Genomic DNA, 14361 nt, shown 5'->3' with positions numbered 1-14361 from the left:
TCGCTCCTATCTTTTTTTATTTTTTGCAGCTAGCTTTCGCTCGATTAATTTCTTCTTTTCACGCTCTTTGTTAATTTTGCGAACAATGAAATAGATGATAAGTAGTAATACTAGTAAACCACCGACAATCATTGCTATCAGCCGCCAATTAAGGCCTGGATCTTGAACCAAAGTCAAATCCCGTGCATTATATTTATCTGCTTCTTCATCCGTAATGGTAAATTTTTGTTCCCACTCCCAGCGTCCGCCTTTTTCTGTCGTTACTAATATTTTAGCACGATAATCCCCAGGTATCATCTCCGAGCCTTCCAAGCTAACAGGAAAATCAATCATCGTATTTGGCGCCATCCGCATTTGTGATTTTTTAGCGTCATATACGACTTCATTTGAATCTCCCTTCATGATTTGAACATCTGTCGTCATATCATCTACAAAAATCGGCTGGATATTTGAATAATTTATACTAATTACATTACGATGATTTTTTGACGTCGCATAAACGCGATTTAATTTCATTTCTTCTTTATTTGTATTTGGATTTTTTTCACTCAATAGCATCCCAGTTAGATAGGCAAACTTGTTAACAACCATTCCTTGTTGACTTTGTGATTTTGTACCTTCTGCATCTTTTTCCTGTAGTAAAATACCTCCAGCAATGTAACCATCAAATTCAGATTTTGGCATAGTAATGTCAATATTTAAATCTTGTGAAGAATTTGCAGCTAACTTAACTTCTTTGGGTACTTTTACGACGGATTCAAAAGGATACTTCAACGACTTGTCATTTTCAATAGTATTGTTGCTGTACTCGATTACACCACTACTATTAGTCTTTCCTCCATAAGCACCCACTAAAATAGTAATTTCTTTATCTCCAGTATTATGCAGTTTTATTTTGACAGTCTGTTTTTGTTCCGGCTCCATTTTCAAATCAAAGTAGCCGACACCTTTATCAATTTGATTTTCCGGTCGAACAACCTCATATGAAAAACCACCTTGAGCCTCAGCACTATCTGCTGCATAGCTAACTATTGTATTTCCAAGAAATAATCCCATTATGTAGACTAAGATTATTCCCACCCAGGCCTTTTTATTCATGGTACACACCCCTTTAGTCATTAATCAGACGACTGCTTTCATACTGACCACACAAAGCAGTCGTCTGATAGATCAAACTATGTTTCTTAATTATCGTGCGTCAGCAATTGTCCACGTAACTTCACCAGTATAGACTCCTGTTAGCATATTAACCGCTGCCGGTACAACTAACGTGACGCCCTTATATTCTTCTTTGGTGTATTTTGATTTATCAGCTTTTTTATCAAAAATAATATCGAAGACACCCCGGCCTTTACCAGGTTCAGTATTTGAAATCACTAGAGTTTGCTTGTCCTCTTCAACTATCGCTTCAGGCGCTACAACCGCACTAACTGGTGTATTCACATCAGCCGTACCATTTCCTGCCTCTAAAGTAATATTTTTATACGTTAATGTTGCTGATTCAAGTGTGCTAGTAACATTGGTGGTATGCGTAAATTGTTTTGTCAACTGTGCGCTAACTGTATGATGATTTTCAGGACCATCGGCACGAACATCCATATATCGAACAAAGTGCGCTGTATTAAATTTTTCACTTCCATCTGCAGGAGTCGCTTCAAATGGTAATGCTCCATAAGTTTGTTCAGCATTTCCCACTGGCACTTCATTATTATCAAAATCCATTTCTGTTACAGAAACGATTTTCAATGGGTTGGGATCTGGATTAGGTGTTGGTTCCGTAATTTCTGGACCATCTTCCCCCCCTGGTGTTGGATCTGGATTTTTCGGTTTCTCTTGTTTAAATTCAATATGTCCTTTCCCGACTACATCTGTTGCTGCATGTGCTGCTGGAGCTACCACGCCTAATGCCATTGTTCCCAATAATGCTGCTGTAGTTAATTTTGTAATGTTTTTCATCTTCTTTTCCTCCAATTTTTTATGGTAACTCAGATAAAATCCAAGTCAGTTCCGTTTTGTAAGGCTTACCTATAACTTTTTTAGTTCTTCCAGGTACCGATAATTGAACAGCGGAGTTAAAAAATAACGGTTTATTATATCTAGTATCAATAGTCACCTGGTTGTTGCTATCTCTTCTTGGTTCCAAAGTATTCGCCACACCAGCTGAGTTATGCTGGGAAGCGCCAAACGAGATAAACCAAGTTCCATCCCCCGTACCTTTTTTAGCGTTCGCTATTTCTTGTGTTTCACCAATTTTCATTTCAATAATGTCTTTTTTTACAATTGGCGTTCGACTTTCATCAGAGCCATTTGCCCAAGAGTAATCAAAAGAAAGCATCGCACCATCCAATTCAACTTTTTCATCTGTTGCAAATTGCTTTTCTTGTCTCACGCTTACAGTCCAACCAGCATTTGTTCCCCTTCTGTCAGTCACTTGAATGAATTGCGCCCGAGGTGTCGTCTCATCTTCAAACATCATGGCATTTGCGGCATACATTTGATCTTTTCCATCACTTTTTTGCGTTGCAAAATTTAAACTTGGAACATAATCTAAACGCAAGGGATTGGAATTAGGTGGAATAGGATTTTCCGGCTTTATCGGTATGGTTGGATTTTCTGGATCTGCTACTTGTTGCTTGTCTGTGAACTCTATTTTTCCTGTACCTATTCCATCGCTTTGCGCTTGTGCTGTAACTGGAAGCGTGAATAAAAGTAGTGAAGACAGTAAAATGATTCTTTTCATACTTTGTCCTCCTCCTTTTTACGTTTTTTCCAGAATAACAAGAAGAATAAAGCGATTAATCCAATGCCTAGATACATTAAGCTCTTTTTCACTATTTCACCTGTCGCAGGATAACTTTTACCAACTGGTTTTGGTGTACCAGTTGGTTTTACCACGGGTGTAATGCTTTGAGATTGTCCTGTGGAATCTTGTACTTCATCGGTTCCTTCCTCAAAGATAATTACGCCTTCTGTTGTGACACTTTGAGATTTCTGACCTTGTTCTTCAGCATTCGCTACACTAAAGGATGCGAAAAACGCAAGAAAAATAACGACAGTTGTTACATTTTGTTTAAGACTAAAAAATCTTCGTTTCATTTTTTCTCACGTCCTTTCTACCTTGCGTCCCCTAATGTCCAAAGAATTTCAGCTTGATATTCTCCCAGCTTTTTCACTTTAGAAACAGGTGTTTCAAATTTCAACCCTGCCCCGTCTTCAGTCCATGTATCGCTGATGTTATACTCTGCCTGCTCCTCGGTATGCTTCGCTGTAAAAACAGGCTCGGCTTGATCATGCAATAGTACTGCACTTGTTTCTTCATCGGTTAATTGATAACTTAATACATCTGTTAAAACAAAGTTAGGATCTGCCTTATCGCCATTTTTAAGCGTAAAATCTTTGGTTAAAGTAGCTGTTAAGGTCCAGTTTGCTTTTGTCCCGCGATTATCCCAAATCACTAATGGATTTTGATATTGTGGCTTATCCACACGTATATTAGAAAACCAGACTTCATGTGTTTTAAAATCCAGTACCTCTGGATAAGATGAAATAAACAACGTACCATCAAATTCGTATTTCACAATTTTTCCAGTTGAAGTAACTTCCACTTCTGTTTCATCGTCTGGCCTTGTTAAAAGCTGATAATTCAAATCTTCTGCATCTTTTAAGGCCCTAAGAACATCTTGATTTTGTGTTAGGTCTACTTTATTTCCAGGAATCTTGTCACTTATCACAACTGCTGTCACAATATCTTTATCCTTGCTGTCTACAAAACGAATGGTAAGACTATTATCAAAGACATTGATTTCAACATTAATCGTTGCTTTATTACCTGCCTCATCTTCAATATCAATCTTTAAATCTTTCTTACCAGGAGTTTCAACCATCACAGCAAAATCTTGCCCTGCAGTATAGCTTACTTTGATCTTATCTTCAGTACTGACATTGTCCTTAATATTACTAAGAAAAACATTCGGATCACTATCCCGTATGGCAGCTACATTACCAATGTTGATATCCGTTGGTTTTGGATCAGCTGTTGGTGCAGTTTTATCATTAAAAGTAACTTTAATAGTTTGAGAAATATGATCTTTGCCATTATCAATTGTTAAAATAATCTCCATCGGTTGTTCTTCATGACCGCTATCAACAGTAACGTTTGTATCATCGATACTAATTTTATCGAAATCAGTAACTGGAGTAACTACGCCGCCAATCATTTCCAAAGCTTGAACTTCTCCTTTATTTAGGATGAAATCTTTCAAGGTATTGTTAGCGTCAGCCTCTTCCCATTCACTTCGATCTATACGAAAATCTTGTCCTGTTATTGCGACATCACCGCTCACTTCTCCTTTAACGACATGAATTGGAACATCAATTGGCTCACTTGTATTCCCCGCTTCATCTGTTAAAGTAATCTGTATCGTTTTCTCGCCAACTGTTGCAACTAAATCTGCAATACCATCAGGATCAACTAAGGCAGCCGTAATATCTTCGTTAGCCGAAACATTATCGCTGTACTCAGATAAGAAGGTTTTTAAATCTGCCCCAGTAATATATTCTGGCTTATTAAGTGGTACTAGTGTTGGCTTGCCCGTTCCAGTTGGTGGAACATCATCGCTAACGGTTACCACGAGTGTCGCAGATAATGGTGCATCTAACCCAATACTTGGATCAGCAGCAACGCTAAGTGTCACCGTATAGTCACCAGGCGTTTGTTTAAGACCACCTAAATCTGTGATCTCGATTCGCTTGGTTAAATCGTTATTAGCCCCCTCAAATAATTTGAAGGCGGACAACTTGCCGTGATCACGAACGAGTTCTTTCAATTCATCATCTGTTTTACCAGCAACATCATTGGATTTAACACTAAAATCCTCACCTTTTAGCTCTTCGCCAAGATCCCAGATAATTAGTTTAGAAGCAATCGTAGCTCCATTTTTAGCATTATCAGATACAATGATATCTACGTTATGTCCTTCTTTTGAAGGAGTATTTAATAATGCATTTACTTCATCTGGCTTAGCATAAGCGTAAGTAAAGGTTTGTTCTAATGGATTGGTATCCTGAACATTCTCTACTAAGGCCCTTGGATTAGGTGCAGCATCACCGACACTAATAATGTAAGGCTTCGGATCAGCAGTTGGTGCAGTCGCATCTAAGATTGTTTGCTCTGCCTCATCATACTTACCTTCTAAGAAAGCCAATACTTTTACCTTTCCTTCAGCCACTAACTTTTTACCATTAGGGATGGTGTACTCAAAATTACCTGTTACAGGATCTGCTTGTAAAGTGAAGTTACTGGTGAAATCAGGATCACCTGGATTAGGTGACGCCATTTCAGCTGGACTTGCAATTGCGTTATCAGCCGGATCCATCGCCGCCTCAACTGTATTGTTAACTGGCACATCCTTAATACGAACATACGCACCCGGATTGGTATTTCCTCGAATAACATAAGAGGAATCATCATTGACATTATCGGTTGCTACACTGTTGATGCTAACGTTTACGTCAGGAATGTATTCAAACAAAACACGTTGGGTGCTATCTGTTTTAAACTCACTCTTGAACGTATTTGCTGCATCTACAGTGAGGGAGGTTGCTTCTTTAACAGTTGAAACTAGACTATTATAAGAGATTTCCATGCCATACATTGGTGTCCAAACCTTTGTAGGAGTATCAGTTAAATTTCCTTGGTTCCAACGGCTCACTTTCTGGATATCAACACCCAGTATTCCGCCATTGCCGCCAATATTTATTAATCCGTTACTTCCACTCCCAATTGTCCCTGTTCTTTGCAAGTTTACTCGTTGCGCATCTGCGAACCGGAACGTAGAACTATTGTTTGAAAAATAAAGTAAGCTTTGAGAATTATTGGTACTATCACTTACAACATTAAATATCCCTTTCTTTTTCACCTCGAAGGTTCCTGTCCCATTTACATAGATGATATTAGAACTTGAATTGGCCATATTTACAGCTTGAACATCAAGAGTACCGCCTTCATCCACAGTCAGCTTCGCACCTGTTTGAAGCCTAATAATATTGGTTGTGGTTCCATCACCATTACTTGTGTGTCCGTCAGATCTCACCGACAAAACTGCATCTTTACCGATTTGCACAGTATTTCCCGAATTCCGTAACGTTATAGCACTATCATTTTTCCTAGGAACAATATCTAGCTTTGCCCCCTCATCCATGATGATACTTCCTTGTAAGTCAAGCGCTACACCTTGATACTCATCTGCTCCGCCTACTTGAGAAGCAACAATTTCCATTTTTGAGTTTTTCCCCATGGTCAGGGAACCATTGTTTTCTAAACGAACATTACCAGCCTGTAAAGTACTCATCTCAAAAACAGCATCTTCAGCAACATGTAAATTGGTAATAAGCATGTTATACTGATTGGTTGCATTATTTTCCCATGAAATAACGTTTCCATCTGCATCTGTTCTAAGGCCTGAGGTAAATGGACTTTCTTGTTTAGTAGAAACTTGGCCTTGAATCTCAACATCCGTATAAGGAGAATGAATCATTTGATTTCCAATATTCGTCAAATCTTTGTACGTGATTTTACAATTTTGTTGAATATTGTTACTCAAATCATTCAATGTCGTAAAGCCATAGAAGTTTCCATGATAAATAGTTCCATTTTGCCAAGTAATATCCCAATTTCCTCTACTACCGGCTCCGGTTATATTTGCATCACGAAAAATAATACATACACCACCAAAATCGATAGTGCTACCATTCAAATCGACAACTAGCTTTCTGGCTATACCAGCGGGCTGCATCCTGGGATAGGTTGCTCCTCCGCTTGAAGTTGAATAATCTCGTCCAATATAGGTATTAGCTTCTGCAGTAGATGCAAACCCTTCCCGTAAATCAGTTGGGATAGCAAAGTCATTTTTAACAACGATACGATCCACAGTAACTGTACCAAATGCTTTAACTAATTCTGCCCAGTTTGTGACTTCAGCAACCACTTCGTCAGCTTGAACGCCAATATTCAATGGCTGAATAGCGTTATCTGTTTGCAAAGATTTTTCATCTTCATTAGTAAGATTATCCGAGTTTTCAGAACCTTCTATTATATTTCCACTAGTTTCTGTTGTTTCACTGGTAGCTTTTAACGTTTCTTCAATTGGCGAACTTAACATGCTAGAACTTTCAAAAGTAGTCACTGTTTGCTTTTCTTGTGCAAACAACGGGTGTAACCAACTCACAGAATTGCCTACCACTAACAACCCAACAATCATTACTATTGCAACAAACAATTTTTTCTCTATTTTCATTCAATTCTCAACTCCTTTCTATACTAATTTCTGCTCATTGGAGAAAGGCAATGGGCGTTATTTTCAATCACTAAATAGTGATGAAACCTTGGCTAAGCGGATCATTCAACCAAGGTGTTAACCGCAGTTGTTGTCCTTCGTAGATTAAATAGCTATTTAAATTATTCCATCTTCGTAGCGACTGAACCGATATCCCAAAACGTTTTGATATCTTAGCTAACGTATCACCACGTTGAACACTATAAAAACCAGCAGGACGTTCTCTGTAGGCCTTGACGGAATAATTTTTGAAAAAGGGTGTGTTCAATCTCAAAAACAGATCTTTTCCTGCTGGCTTACTAAAATGCTCAAGGTTCATATCAAAATATCCTGTTGCATAATCTAATTTCTCTTCTTCTTTCAGCCGAATTGTTTTACCAATATCTAGTACTTGTCCCACTGTTATAAGGTAACTGCTTAAATCATTGTGTGAAACAATTTGATTAAGCGGAACTTGATACAAGCGACAGATTGAAATCAATGATTCACCCACTTGAACCTCGTGATACACAGTTGCTTTGTTTTCTATTTTTCTTGTTTCTTTTTGTTTCCTTTGTATTTTGGTTGGTGTAGTATTTCTATTTCTAACATCTGCTACCTCATTTTTTTCACTTAAAATAATAGTAGAAGCAATATTTTCAATTTTTCCATTGGGTGTATCATAAATGGTCAAATTGTAGGCTTTAATCAAACCATTCAGCTTTGCAGCATAACTAGTATCGGTTGCGTAGCGCCCCATTAAAAATCGAGTGGCATCTTGATATGTTTGTGTATTACTTTTCCACACACCACTGTAAAAGCCATGATTATAAGGCAATCCCCCCCGAATCAGATGAACGTAATCTTCCAATGACTCTTTGTATGAAGGGTACTTTCTAAAATTTGCTCGAATAGTAAAATGATTGCCACTTCCGTCATCTTCTTGCGTTGCAAAATTAACACTTGTCCCATGATAGCTTCCCTTAATACCAAATAAATTATAATTAGGCGGGCTTGCAAGCGAACTATTACCTGACGCACTTTCTAAAATTGCTTGCGCAATCATCACCGATGCGTATAATCCGTGCTTTTGCCCTAGTCGCCTAGCGTCTTCCCCAATAACCTGAACAAAGCGTTGCGTTGTGAAATTGGGTGAAAAAGTGTAACTATTTTCACCGATGTACTCGTTACCGTTGATTCCACTTGACTTGTTTGTAACTTTTGTAGGTATGAAGGAAGCCTGTTTTTTAGATGATGGATAAGCACCAACTTTTTTACTTTTGGGACTCGTTACTTTAGTCGTTTTCTTTGCGATTGAACCCTCACTTTGTTTCGTAGCAGATACCGGGCTATTTTTTTCAATGGCAGTTGGTGAACTAACTTGGGGTGAATTTGTATTAAAATTGGAATCAGATGTTGTTTTATCACCTTCATTGCTTGTTTCAGACGACTGTTCCGTTGTAACACTTGTAGTTTCAGATGAAGCGGATTCTTCGGGTTCTTCGGATTCCGTTGTCGACTCGTTTGTTTCCTCTTGAGATTCTTCCATTGCGTCAGAAGAATCCTGATCCTCTTTCACTTCAGCCGTTTCATCCTCTTTTTCTGCTTCATCTAATTCTTTTGTTTCATCTATTTTATCTAACGCTTCACTACTTACGAGGGGAATTTCCATTTTATCGTTTTCACCCTTCTCATCTTGACTACTAAAATCTTCATCAAGATTTTTAGCTTTTGTCTGCTCTGCAAAGAACGTTGTAAAAGAAGAAACAGCAAAAAATGTACCTGTTAAAAGTGCGAATGTTTTTTTCATGGATATCCCCCTCACTTTGTTTATTATTTTGTTGCGCGCTGTGATTGTTGTAGCAATTGATCCAACAATACGATTGATTCATCCCGCATTTTTTCAATATAATTTTGATAACGAATACAACCTTGCTTTAGTTCATCTAATTCTTCTTCGGACTTCATTTTTATGTCATGAGCATCAAATTCAGCCTTTCGCACAATTTCCTTAGCTTTAGACTTTGCTTCTATTAAAACGTCTGCTAATTCATTTTTTGTAAGTTCTAACTCATCCTGTACTGAATTGGATTTTGACGAAATTAACTCTTCTTTTACTCGTTGGTAATCTTCTTGAACTTTTTGATATTTCACTTGCAATTCAGTTAACTCTATTGGATCAATTTTATCTTCACTACTGGCTTTAAGTTCGTGACTTTCCAAACGTTGCGTTAGTTCCATTGCGCGGTTACTCGCAAATTCTAAATTGTTTGTTAACTGTTTATTCTCCGCCTTAAGTGTTTCAATCTTTTGGTTTAATCGCTCCACTTCTGCCACACGTCCATCATAATCAGCTGGGATTGCCTGAACAGAAGCTAACTCGTTCTCCATATTCTCAATAGTAGTTTGTAATTTTTCTTTTTCATTTGTTAAAGTCAACTTTTCTTTTTCAATCATTTCGTTTTTTACTTTCAACGCTTCTATTTCTTTGCTGAGTGCAGTATTCTTTGCTTCTAATTCTGAAACCACTTCGTCATCACCGTCACTCTGAAATCCTAATTCCTCCAATTCAGCCAGCAAATCATCCTTTTTCTTCTTACCAAACATGTTCGTTCCCCCTCTTCCTTTTTATATTCCGTCTGTTTATTTAGTAAAACCAACGACCTAAGCCAGTTTTACCCACACCTAATTTTTTTAGGCCACATTTTTAGTATATAAAAATTCTTGAAACCCATTTCTCAAAATTAATAAAATAAATTAATAAAATAAAAAAAACAGACCCTCCTTTTTTTCAAAAATTCATAGATTTACAAAAAAAAATGATAATTTTATAAAAAACATCGCTTTAATTCCTGCTTTTATTTAAACTCGCAAAATATATCGGGGACTATTGCGCTATAGTCTCCAATCAAATCTTTCCGACAAAGATAAAAAAAAGATTGATTGGAAAAACTATTTTTTGCGTAAACATTACTACACTCAATGTTGCATTTTCTAAAAAAATAAATATGAAATTCGATCAATATTCGCAATATTTTTCTTTCCGGCACAATTATTCGTCTTTTAAAAAAAATCGTAGTAAACTCATGGTAATTTATCAGCAAGGTTATGCTGATAAAAGAAATAAAGGAGGATATCCATCATGAAAAAAATTGGTTTTTTGAGTTTTGGTCATTGGATGGACCGGGGGTCATTGGTTAAGACCGCTAAAGATGCTTATTTGCAATCGATTGAATTAGCTGTTGAAGCCGAAAAAATCGGCATTGACGGTGCATACTATCGCGTTCATCACTTTGCACCTCAAATTGGTTCACCATTTCCACTTCTTTCAGCAATTGGTGCTAAAACAAGCAAGATTGAAATTGGAACCGGTCTAATTGATATGCGGTATGAAAATCCGTATATGATGGCTGAAAATGCTGGCTTAACAGATATTATTACCCAAGGACGCGTGCAACTTGGCGTGGGCCGTGGTTCACCAGAACAAGTTTTAGATGGTTGGAAATATTTTGGCTATGACTATAGCGAAGATGAAATTAAAGAAATTACGCGGGAACGGACATTAGAATTTCTTGATTTATTAGAGGGCAATTATTTTGCCGAACCAAATCCTCAACCGATGTTCCCACAAGGACCTGGTAAATTGCGGATTGAACCTTATTCAGAAGGTTTGCGTCAACGTATTTGGTGGGGTGCTGGTTCAAAAGAAACTGCGATTTGGGCAGCGAAACACGGAATGAACTTGCAATCTTCTACTTTGGTAAATTATGAAAGTAACGAGCCTTTCCATGTACAACAAGCTAATCAATTACGTGCATTTAAACAAGCTTGGAAAGAAGCTGGTCACGATTTTGAACCACGTACCCTCGTTACTCGCTCAATCCAACCAATTACAACGGACTTGGATCGTCAATTATTCGGCCAAGACGGACAACCGCAACAAGACTCCGTTGGCTATTTGGCTTACCACCGCAATCCAACCATTTTTGGTCGGACATTTGCTGGTGAACCAGACAAATTAGTAAAAGAATTAGCTGAAGACGAAGCAATCAAAGAAGCCGATACTGTCCTAATCACGATTCCAAATACGCTAGGCGTTGAATATAACATGCATATTTTGGAAACAATCATTAAAGATGTGGCCCCAGAATTAGGCTGGCGTTAAGAAAAGATTTAAAACTAGAACGCTCGGAAAGTTTTAAAAACTAGACTACTCGAAAGGTTTTCTTCGTACTTTTATAGTCAGGCCTAGTGGGACCTAGTATTTCTAAAAGCTCATTTAAAAAGCGACGAATCTACAAGCTGTATTTATTGAAGGCAATCTTCATACAGTGGTAGGTTCGTCGCTTTTTTTTATTTTTTAATAATCATTTGAATGGCCTGATCAATTTTTTGTTGCTGAATTGTTGCATTCGTTGTTGGGTTTTCCAAACAATTTTTTAGGTTTTCTGCCACGATAATGCCCATGACGCGGTCAATACTAGAACGGACAGCACTTAATTGGGTAATCACATCCACACATTCTTTTTCATCTTCAATCATCTTTTGAATGCCGCGAATTTGACCTTCCGTGCGCTTTAAACGATTTAATATGTTTTTATCACATGTGGCCATCGGTTATTTCCCCTCTCCATTCCACCATTCCGCCTAAAACATTCGTCACATGATAGCCTTTTTGACTTAAAAAATCGCATGCTAGTCCCGAACGTCTGCCAGAATGACAGATAACATAATAATGGGTGTCTTTGTCTAATTCTTTAAAGCGGCTTTCTAATTGGCTTAACGGAATATTTTGGGCGCCAGGGATATGTCCGGCGACAAATTCATCGTCTTCTCGCACATCCACAAGAGCTACATTTTGCCATAATTTAGCAAATTCATCATTTGTAATTGTTTTATTCATATTCAATCTCCTCTGGTTTGACCATTTTATACAAAGCAAAAGCGCCATCTAAATTTACCACATCAAAGCCATTTTGCTTTAAAATTCGCTCGGCGATATAGCTGCGTAACCCACTGTGACACGTTACAATGTAGGCTTTTTCTTTATCCAGTTGTGCTAAATTATCCCGTAATGTATCTAAAGGAATATTCACAGCTTGTGAAAACTTTCCATTTTTAGTTAATTCTGCTTTATTCCGGACATCTAATAATAGCTTGCCTTTTTTCATTTCCTCAGCAAGTTCATGCCATTGAATATTTTGACTGAAGCCTTCTAGGATGTTCAAAGCACTATAACCCAACATGTTGACTGGATCTTTGGCCGAGCCAAAAGGTGGCGCATAGGTGAACTCTAATTCTGGTAAGTCAAAAATAGTCTGCCCGCCTTTAATTGCCGTCGCCAAAATATCGATGCGTTTGTCGACACCTTTGGCTCCCACACCTTGAGCCCCGTAAATAGCGCCCGTTTTAGGATTAAAAATTAATTTCAAAGTTAATTCAGTCGCATCAGGATAATAGCCGGCATGATCTTTCCCGCTAATATGAATAACCTCATAATCTAATCCTGCTTGTAGGGTGCCTGTTTCACTAAGTCCAGTTGCTGCCGCACTTAAATGAAAGACGCGGACAATTGCGGTTCCAATACTTCCTTTGTTTTTGCGAGGCAAACCAAAAATTACATCGGCAACTTGGCGCCCTTGCCGATTAGCCGGTGAGGCCAACGAAATTAACGTATCTGCGTGGGTGATTTGTTGTTTTGTCACAACGGCATCTCCCACTGCAAAAATTCCCGCTAAATTCGTTTGATAATTTTCATCAACAATAATGCCACCTTTCATACCTAATTGAATGCCGGCTTCTTTAGCCAGCGTCGTATCTGGTTGAACCCCCACAGATAAAATTGTGATGTCAGTTGTCAAACTACTGCCATCTTCAAGAATAATTTTTTCTCCGGCTTGTTGGAATGCTACTGCTGATTGACCCGTAATCACTTTAACCCCATTTTCCACCAATTCTTTTTGAATAAAACTTGCCATCTCTTGATCGAATGGTGGCAAAACATGTGGTGCCTTTTCCACAATTGTCACTGCTAATCCGGCTTTTTGTAGATTTTCCGCCATCTCCAAACCGATAAAACCTGCACCAATAACCGTTGCCCGTTTTACGTCAGGTGTTAACGCCTGCATAATTTTGTCCAAATCTGGTACATTGCGGAGTGTGAATGTATTTTTTGCCTCCTTCAGTCCTGTAATTGGTGGGATGAAGGGTTTTGCCCCCGGCGATAAAACTAAAACGTCATAATTTTCACGATAGATTTCATTTTGACTTTGAATTGTTACTTCTTTTTTTACGGCATCGACTGCTATTGCTTCATTAAATGGGCGAACATCCAGATTAAAGCGTGATTTCAGGCTTTCGGGCGTTTGCACAAGCAACGCTTCTCTTTCTGTTATTTCACCTGAAACATAATAGGGCAGGCCACAGTTGGCAAAAGACACAAAGGGGCCTTTTTCCAAAATAATAATTTCTGCTGTTTCATCCAAGCGGCGAAGTCTTGTTGCTGCTGACATACCACCAGCAACTCCCCCTACAATAATTACCTTCATTATTTTCCTCCTCTAACTTTACCAGACCACTGATTCATGCCGCCTTTAACATTGATTACGTCATAGCCTTTTTGTTTTAATTGTTTTGCTGCTTGTTTACTACGCATGCCCGACTGACAGATCACGTAAATTCTTTGGTCTGTTTTTTCTTTGTAGGCCGCAATTTTATTTAGCGGAACATTTTTTGCTTTTGCAATATGCCCCTGCCGGTATTCAAAAGGCGTCCGAACATCTAACAATACAATGTTATCGGCTAATTTTGTTGCTAACTCTATTGTTGTAATATTTTTTATCTTTGAAAAAAAAGAAAACATCGCTTCGCTCCTTATATACCCTAATAGGTATATTTAATAGTAGAAAAGGCTCTTTGTCAAACCAAGTGCCAGATTTTCTTAGGAAAATAACACTCCAACGAACTTTCAGTATACCCATAGTAGGTATACTGAAAGTTTACGAACAAAAAAAACTACTGCTAAATCCAGTAGTTTTCTCCTCGCTTT

At 38.0% G+C, this 14361-nt stretch carries 12 protein-coding genes; 1 reads left to right on the top strand and 11 read right to left on the bottom strand.

All coding sequences use genetic code 11. From position 1 onward, the window contains the following. Positions 1–6: 6 nt before the first annotated feature. The 7 genes from JZO76_RS06380 to JZO76_RS06350 form a co-directional block, all read right to left on the bottom strand. Positions 7–1098 carry a DUF916 and DUF3324 domain-containing protein gene (locus tag JZO76_RS06380; RefSeq protein WP_206903320.1) on the bottom strand — a complete coding sequence of 364 codons (1092 nt, stop codon included), beginning with the start codon at positions 1096–1098 and terminating at the stop codon, positions 7–9. 90 nt (positions 1099–1188) lie between these two features. Then, complete coding sequence (locus tag JZO76_RS06375; RefSeq protein ID WP_206903319.1) at positions 1189–1956, bottom strand: WxL domain-containing protein; 768 nt, start codon at positions 1954–1956, stop codon at positions 1189–1191. 19 nt (positions 1957–1975) lie between these two features. Continuing rightward, positions 1976–2740, bottom strand: coding sequence for a WxL domain-containing protein (locus JZO76_RS06370; RefSeq protein WP_206903318.1), 765 nt, complete (start codon positions 2738–2740; stop codon positions 1976–1978). After that, positions 2737–3096: an LPXTG cell wall anchor domain-containing protein gene (locus JZO76_RS06365; RefSeq protein WP_206903317.1), complete on the bottom strand. Its 360-nt coding sequence runs from the start codon at positions 3094–3096 to the stop codon at positions 2737–2739. The genes JZO76_RS06370 and JZO76_RS06365 overlap by 4 nt, the downstream gene beginning before the upstream one ends. A gap of 17 nt (positions 3097–3113) precedes the next feature. After that, a complete protein-coding gene (locus JZO76_RS06360) occupies positions 3114–7295 on the bottom strand; it encodes a pectate lyase-like adhesive domain-containing protein (RefSeq protein WP_206903316.1) in 4182 nt (1393 codons plus the stop codon). Between the two features lie 70 nt (positions 7296–7365). Further along, positions 7366–9123 carry a glucosaminidase domain-containing protein gene (locus tag JZO76_RS06355; protein ID WP_206903315.1) on the bottom strand — a complete coding sequence of 586 codons (1758 nt, stop codon included), beginning with the start codon at positions 9121–9123 and terminating at the stop codon, positions 7366–7368. Between the two features lie 23 nt (positions 9124–9146). Beyond that, positions 9147–9920, bottom strand: coding sequence for a hypothetical protein (locus tag JZO76_RS06350; protein ID WP_206903314.1), 774 nt, complete (start codon positions 9918–9920; stop codon positions 9147–9149). 535 nt (positions 9921–10455) lie between these two features. Between JZO76_RS06350 and JZO76_RS06345 the strand changes: the two genes are divergently transcribed. Next, a complete protein-coding gene (locus JZO76_RS06345) occupies positions 10456–11478 on the top strand; it encodes an LLM class flavin-dependent oxidoreductase (protein ID WP_206903313.1) in 1023 nt (340 codons plus the stop codon). A gap of 188 nt (positions 11479–11666) precedes the next feature. Here JZO76_RS06345 and JZO76_RS06340 read toward each other — a convergent pair whose 3' ends face one another. The 4 genes from JZO76_RS06340 to JZO76_RS06325 are packed head-to-tail and all read right to left on the bottom strand — an operon-like array spanning position 11667 to position 14175. Beyond that, positions 11667–11927 carry a metal-sensitive transcriptional regulator gene (locus tag JZO76_RS06340; RefSeq protein WP_206903312.1) on the bottom strand — a complete coding sequence of 87 codons (261 nt, stop codon included), beginning with the start codon at positions 11925–11927 and terminating at the stop codon, positions 11667–11669. Beyond that, positions 11914–12216: a rhodanese-like domain-containing protein gene (locus JZO76_RS06335; protein WP_206903311.1), complete on the bottom strand. Its 303-nt coding sequence runs from the start codon at positions 12214–12216 to the stop codon at positions 11914–11916. Before JZO76_RS06335 ends, JZO76_RS06340 begins: the two co-directional genes overlap by 14 nt. Further along, positions 12209–13861 (bottom strand): FAD-dependent oxidoreductase, encoded by a 1653-nt coding sequence (locus JZO76_RS06330; RefSeq protein ID WP_206903310.1) that lies wholly within the window; start codon positions 13859–13861, stop codon positions 12209–12211. Before JZO76_RS06330 ends, JZO76_RS06335 begins: the two co-directional genes overlap by 8 nt. Next, positions 13861–14175 carry a rhodanese-like domain-containing protein gene (locus tag JZO76_RS06325; RefSeq protein ID WP_206903309.1) on the bottom strand — a complete coding sequence of 105 codons (315 nt, stop codon included), beginning with the start codon at positions 14173–14175 and terminating at the stop codon, positions 13861–13863. Before JZO76_RS06325 ends, JZO76_RS06330 begins: the two co-directional genes overlap by 1 nt. Positions 14176–14361: the final 186 nt, after the last annotated feature.

It is taken from the genome of Candidatus Enterococcus myersii (assembly GCF_017316025.1).
Lineage (GTDB): Bacteria > Bacillota > Bacilli > Lactobacillales > Enterococcaceae > Enterococcus_C > Enterococcus_C montenegrensis.
The sequence above is the reverse complement of the archived record's forward strand: the minus strand, read 5'-3'. Positions and strand labels throughout refer to the sequence as shown.

What these genes read in the sequence shown, in the direction of transcription:
- JZO76_RS06380 (WP_206903320.1), bottom strand. Translation starts at nt 1,098, where the DNA reads ATGAATAAAAAGGCCTGGGTGGGAATAATCTTAGTCTACATAATGGGA.
- JZO76_RS06375 (WP_206903319.1), bottom strand. Translation starts at nt 1,956, where the DNA reads ATGAAAAACATTACAAAATTAACTACAGCAGCATTATTGGGAACAATG.
- JZO76_RS06370 (WP_206903318.1), bottom strand. Translation starts at nt 2,740, where the DNA reads ATGAAAAGAATCATTTTACTGTCTTCACTACTTTTATTCACGCTTCCA.
- JZO76_RS06365 (WP_206903317.1), bottom strand. Translation starts at nt 3,096, where the DNA reads ATGAAACGAAGATTTTTTAGTCTTAAACAAAATGTAACAACTGTCGTT.
- JZO76_RS06360 (WP_206903316.1), bottom strand. Translation starts at nt 7,295, where the DNA reads ATGAAAATAGAGAAAAAATTGTTTGTTGCAATAGTAATGATTGTTGGG.
- JZO76_RS06355 (WP_206903315.1), bottom strand. Translation starts at nt 9,123, where the DNA reads ATGAAAAAAACATTCGCACTTTTAACAGGTACATTTTTTGCTGTTTCT.
- JZO76_RS06350 (WP_206903314.1), bottom strand. Translation starts at nt 9,920, where the DNA reads ATGTTTGGTAAGAAGAAAAAGGATGATTTGCTGGCTGAATTGGAGGAA.
- JZO76_RS06345 (WP_206903313.1), top strand. Translation starts at nt 10,456, where the DNA reads ATGAAAAAAATTGGTTTTTTGAGTTTTGGTCATTGGATGGACCGGGGG.
- JZO76_RS06340 (WP_206903312.1), bottom strand. Translation starts at nt 11,927, where the DNA reads ATGGCCACATGTGATAAAAACATATTAAATCGTTTAAAGCGCACGGAA.
- JZO76_RS06335 (WP_206903311.1), bottom strand. Translation starts at nt 12,216, where the DNA reads ATGAATAAAACAATTACAAATGATGAATTTGCTAAATTATGGCAAAAT.
- JZO76_RS06330 (WP_206903310.1), bottom strand. Translation starts at nt 13,861, where the DNA reads ATGAAGGTAATTATTGTAGGGGGAGTTGCTGGTGGTATGTCAGCAGCA.
- JZO76_RS06325 (WP_206903309.1), bottom strand. Translation starts at nt 14,175, where the DNA reads ATGTTTTCTTTTTTTTCAAAGATAAAAAATATTACAACAATAGAGTTA.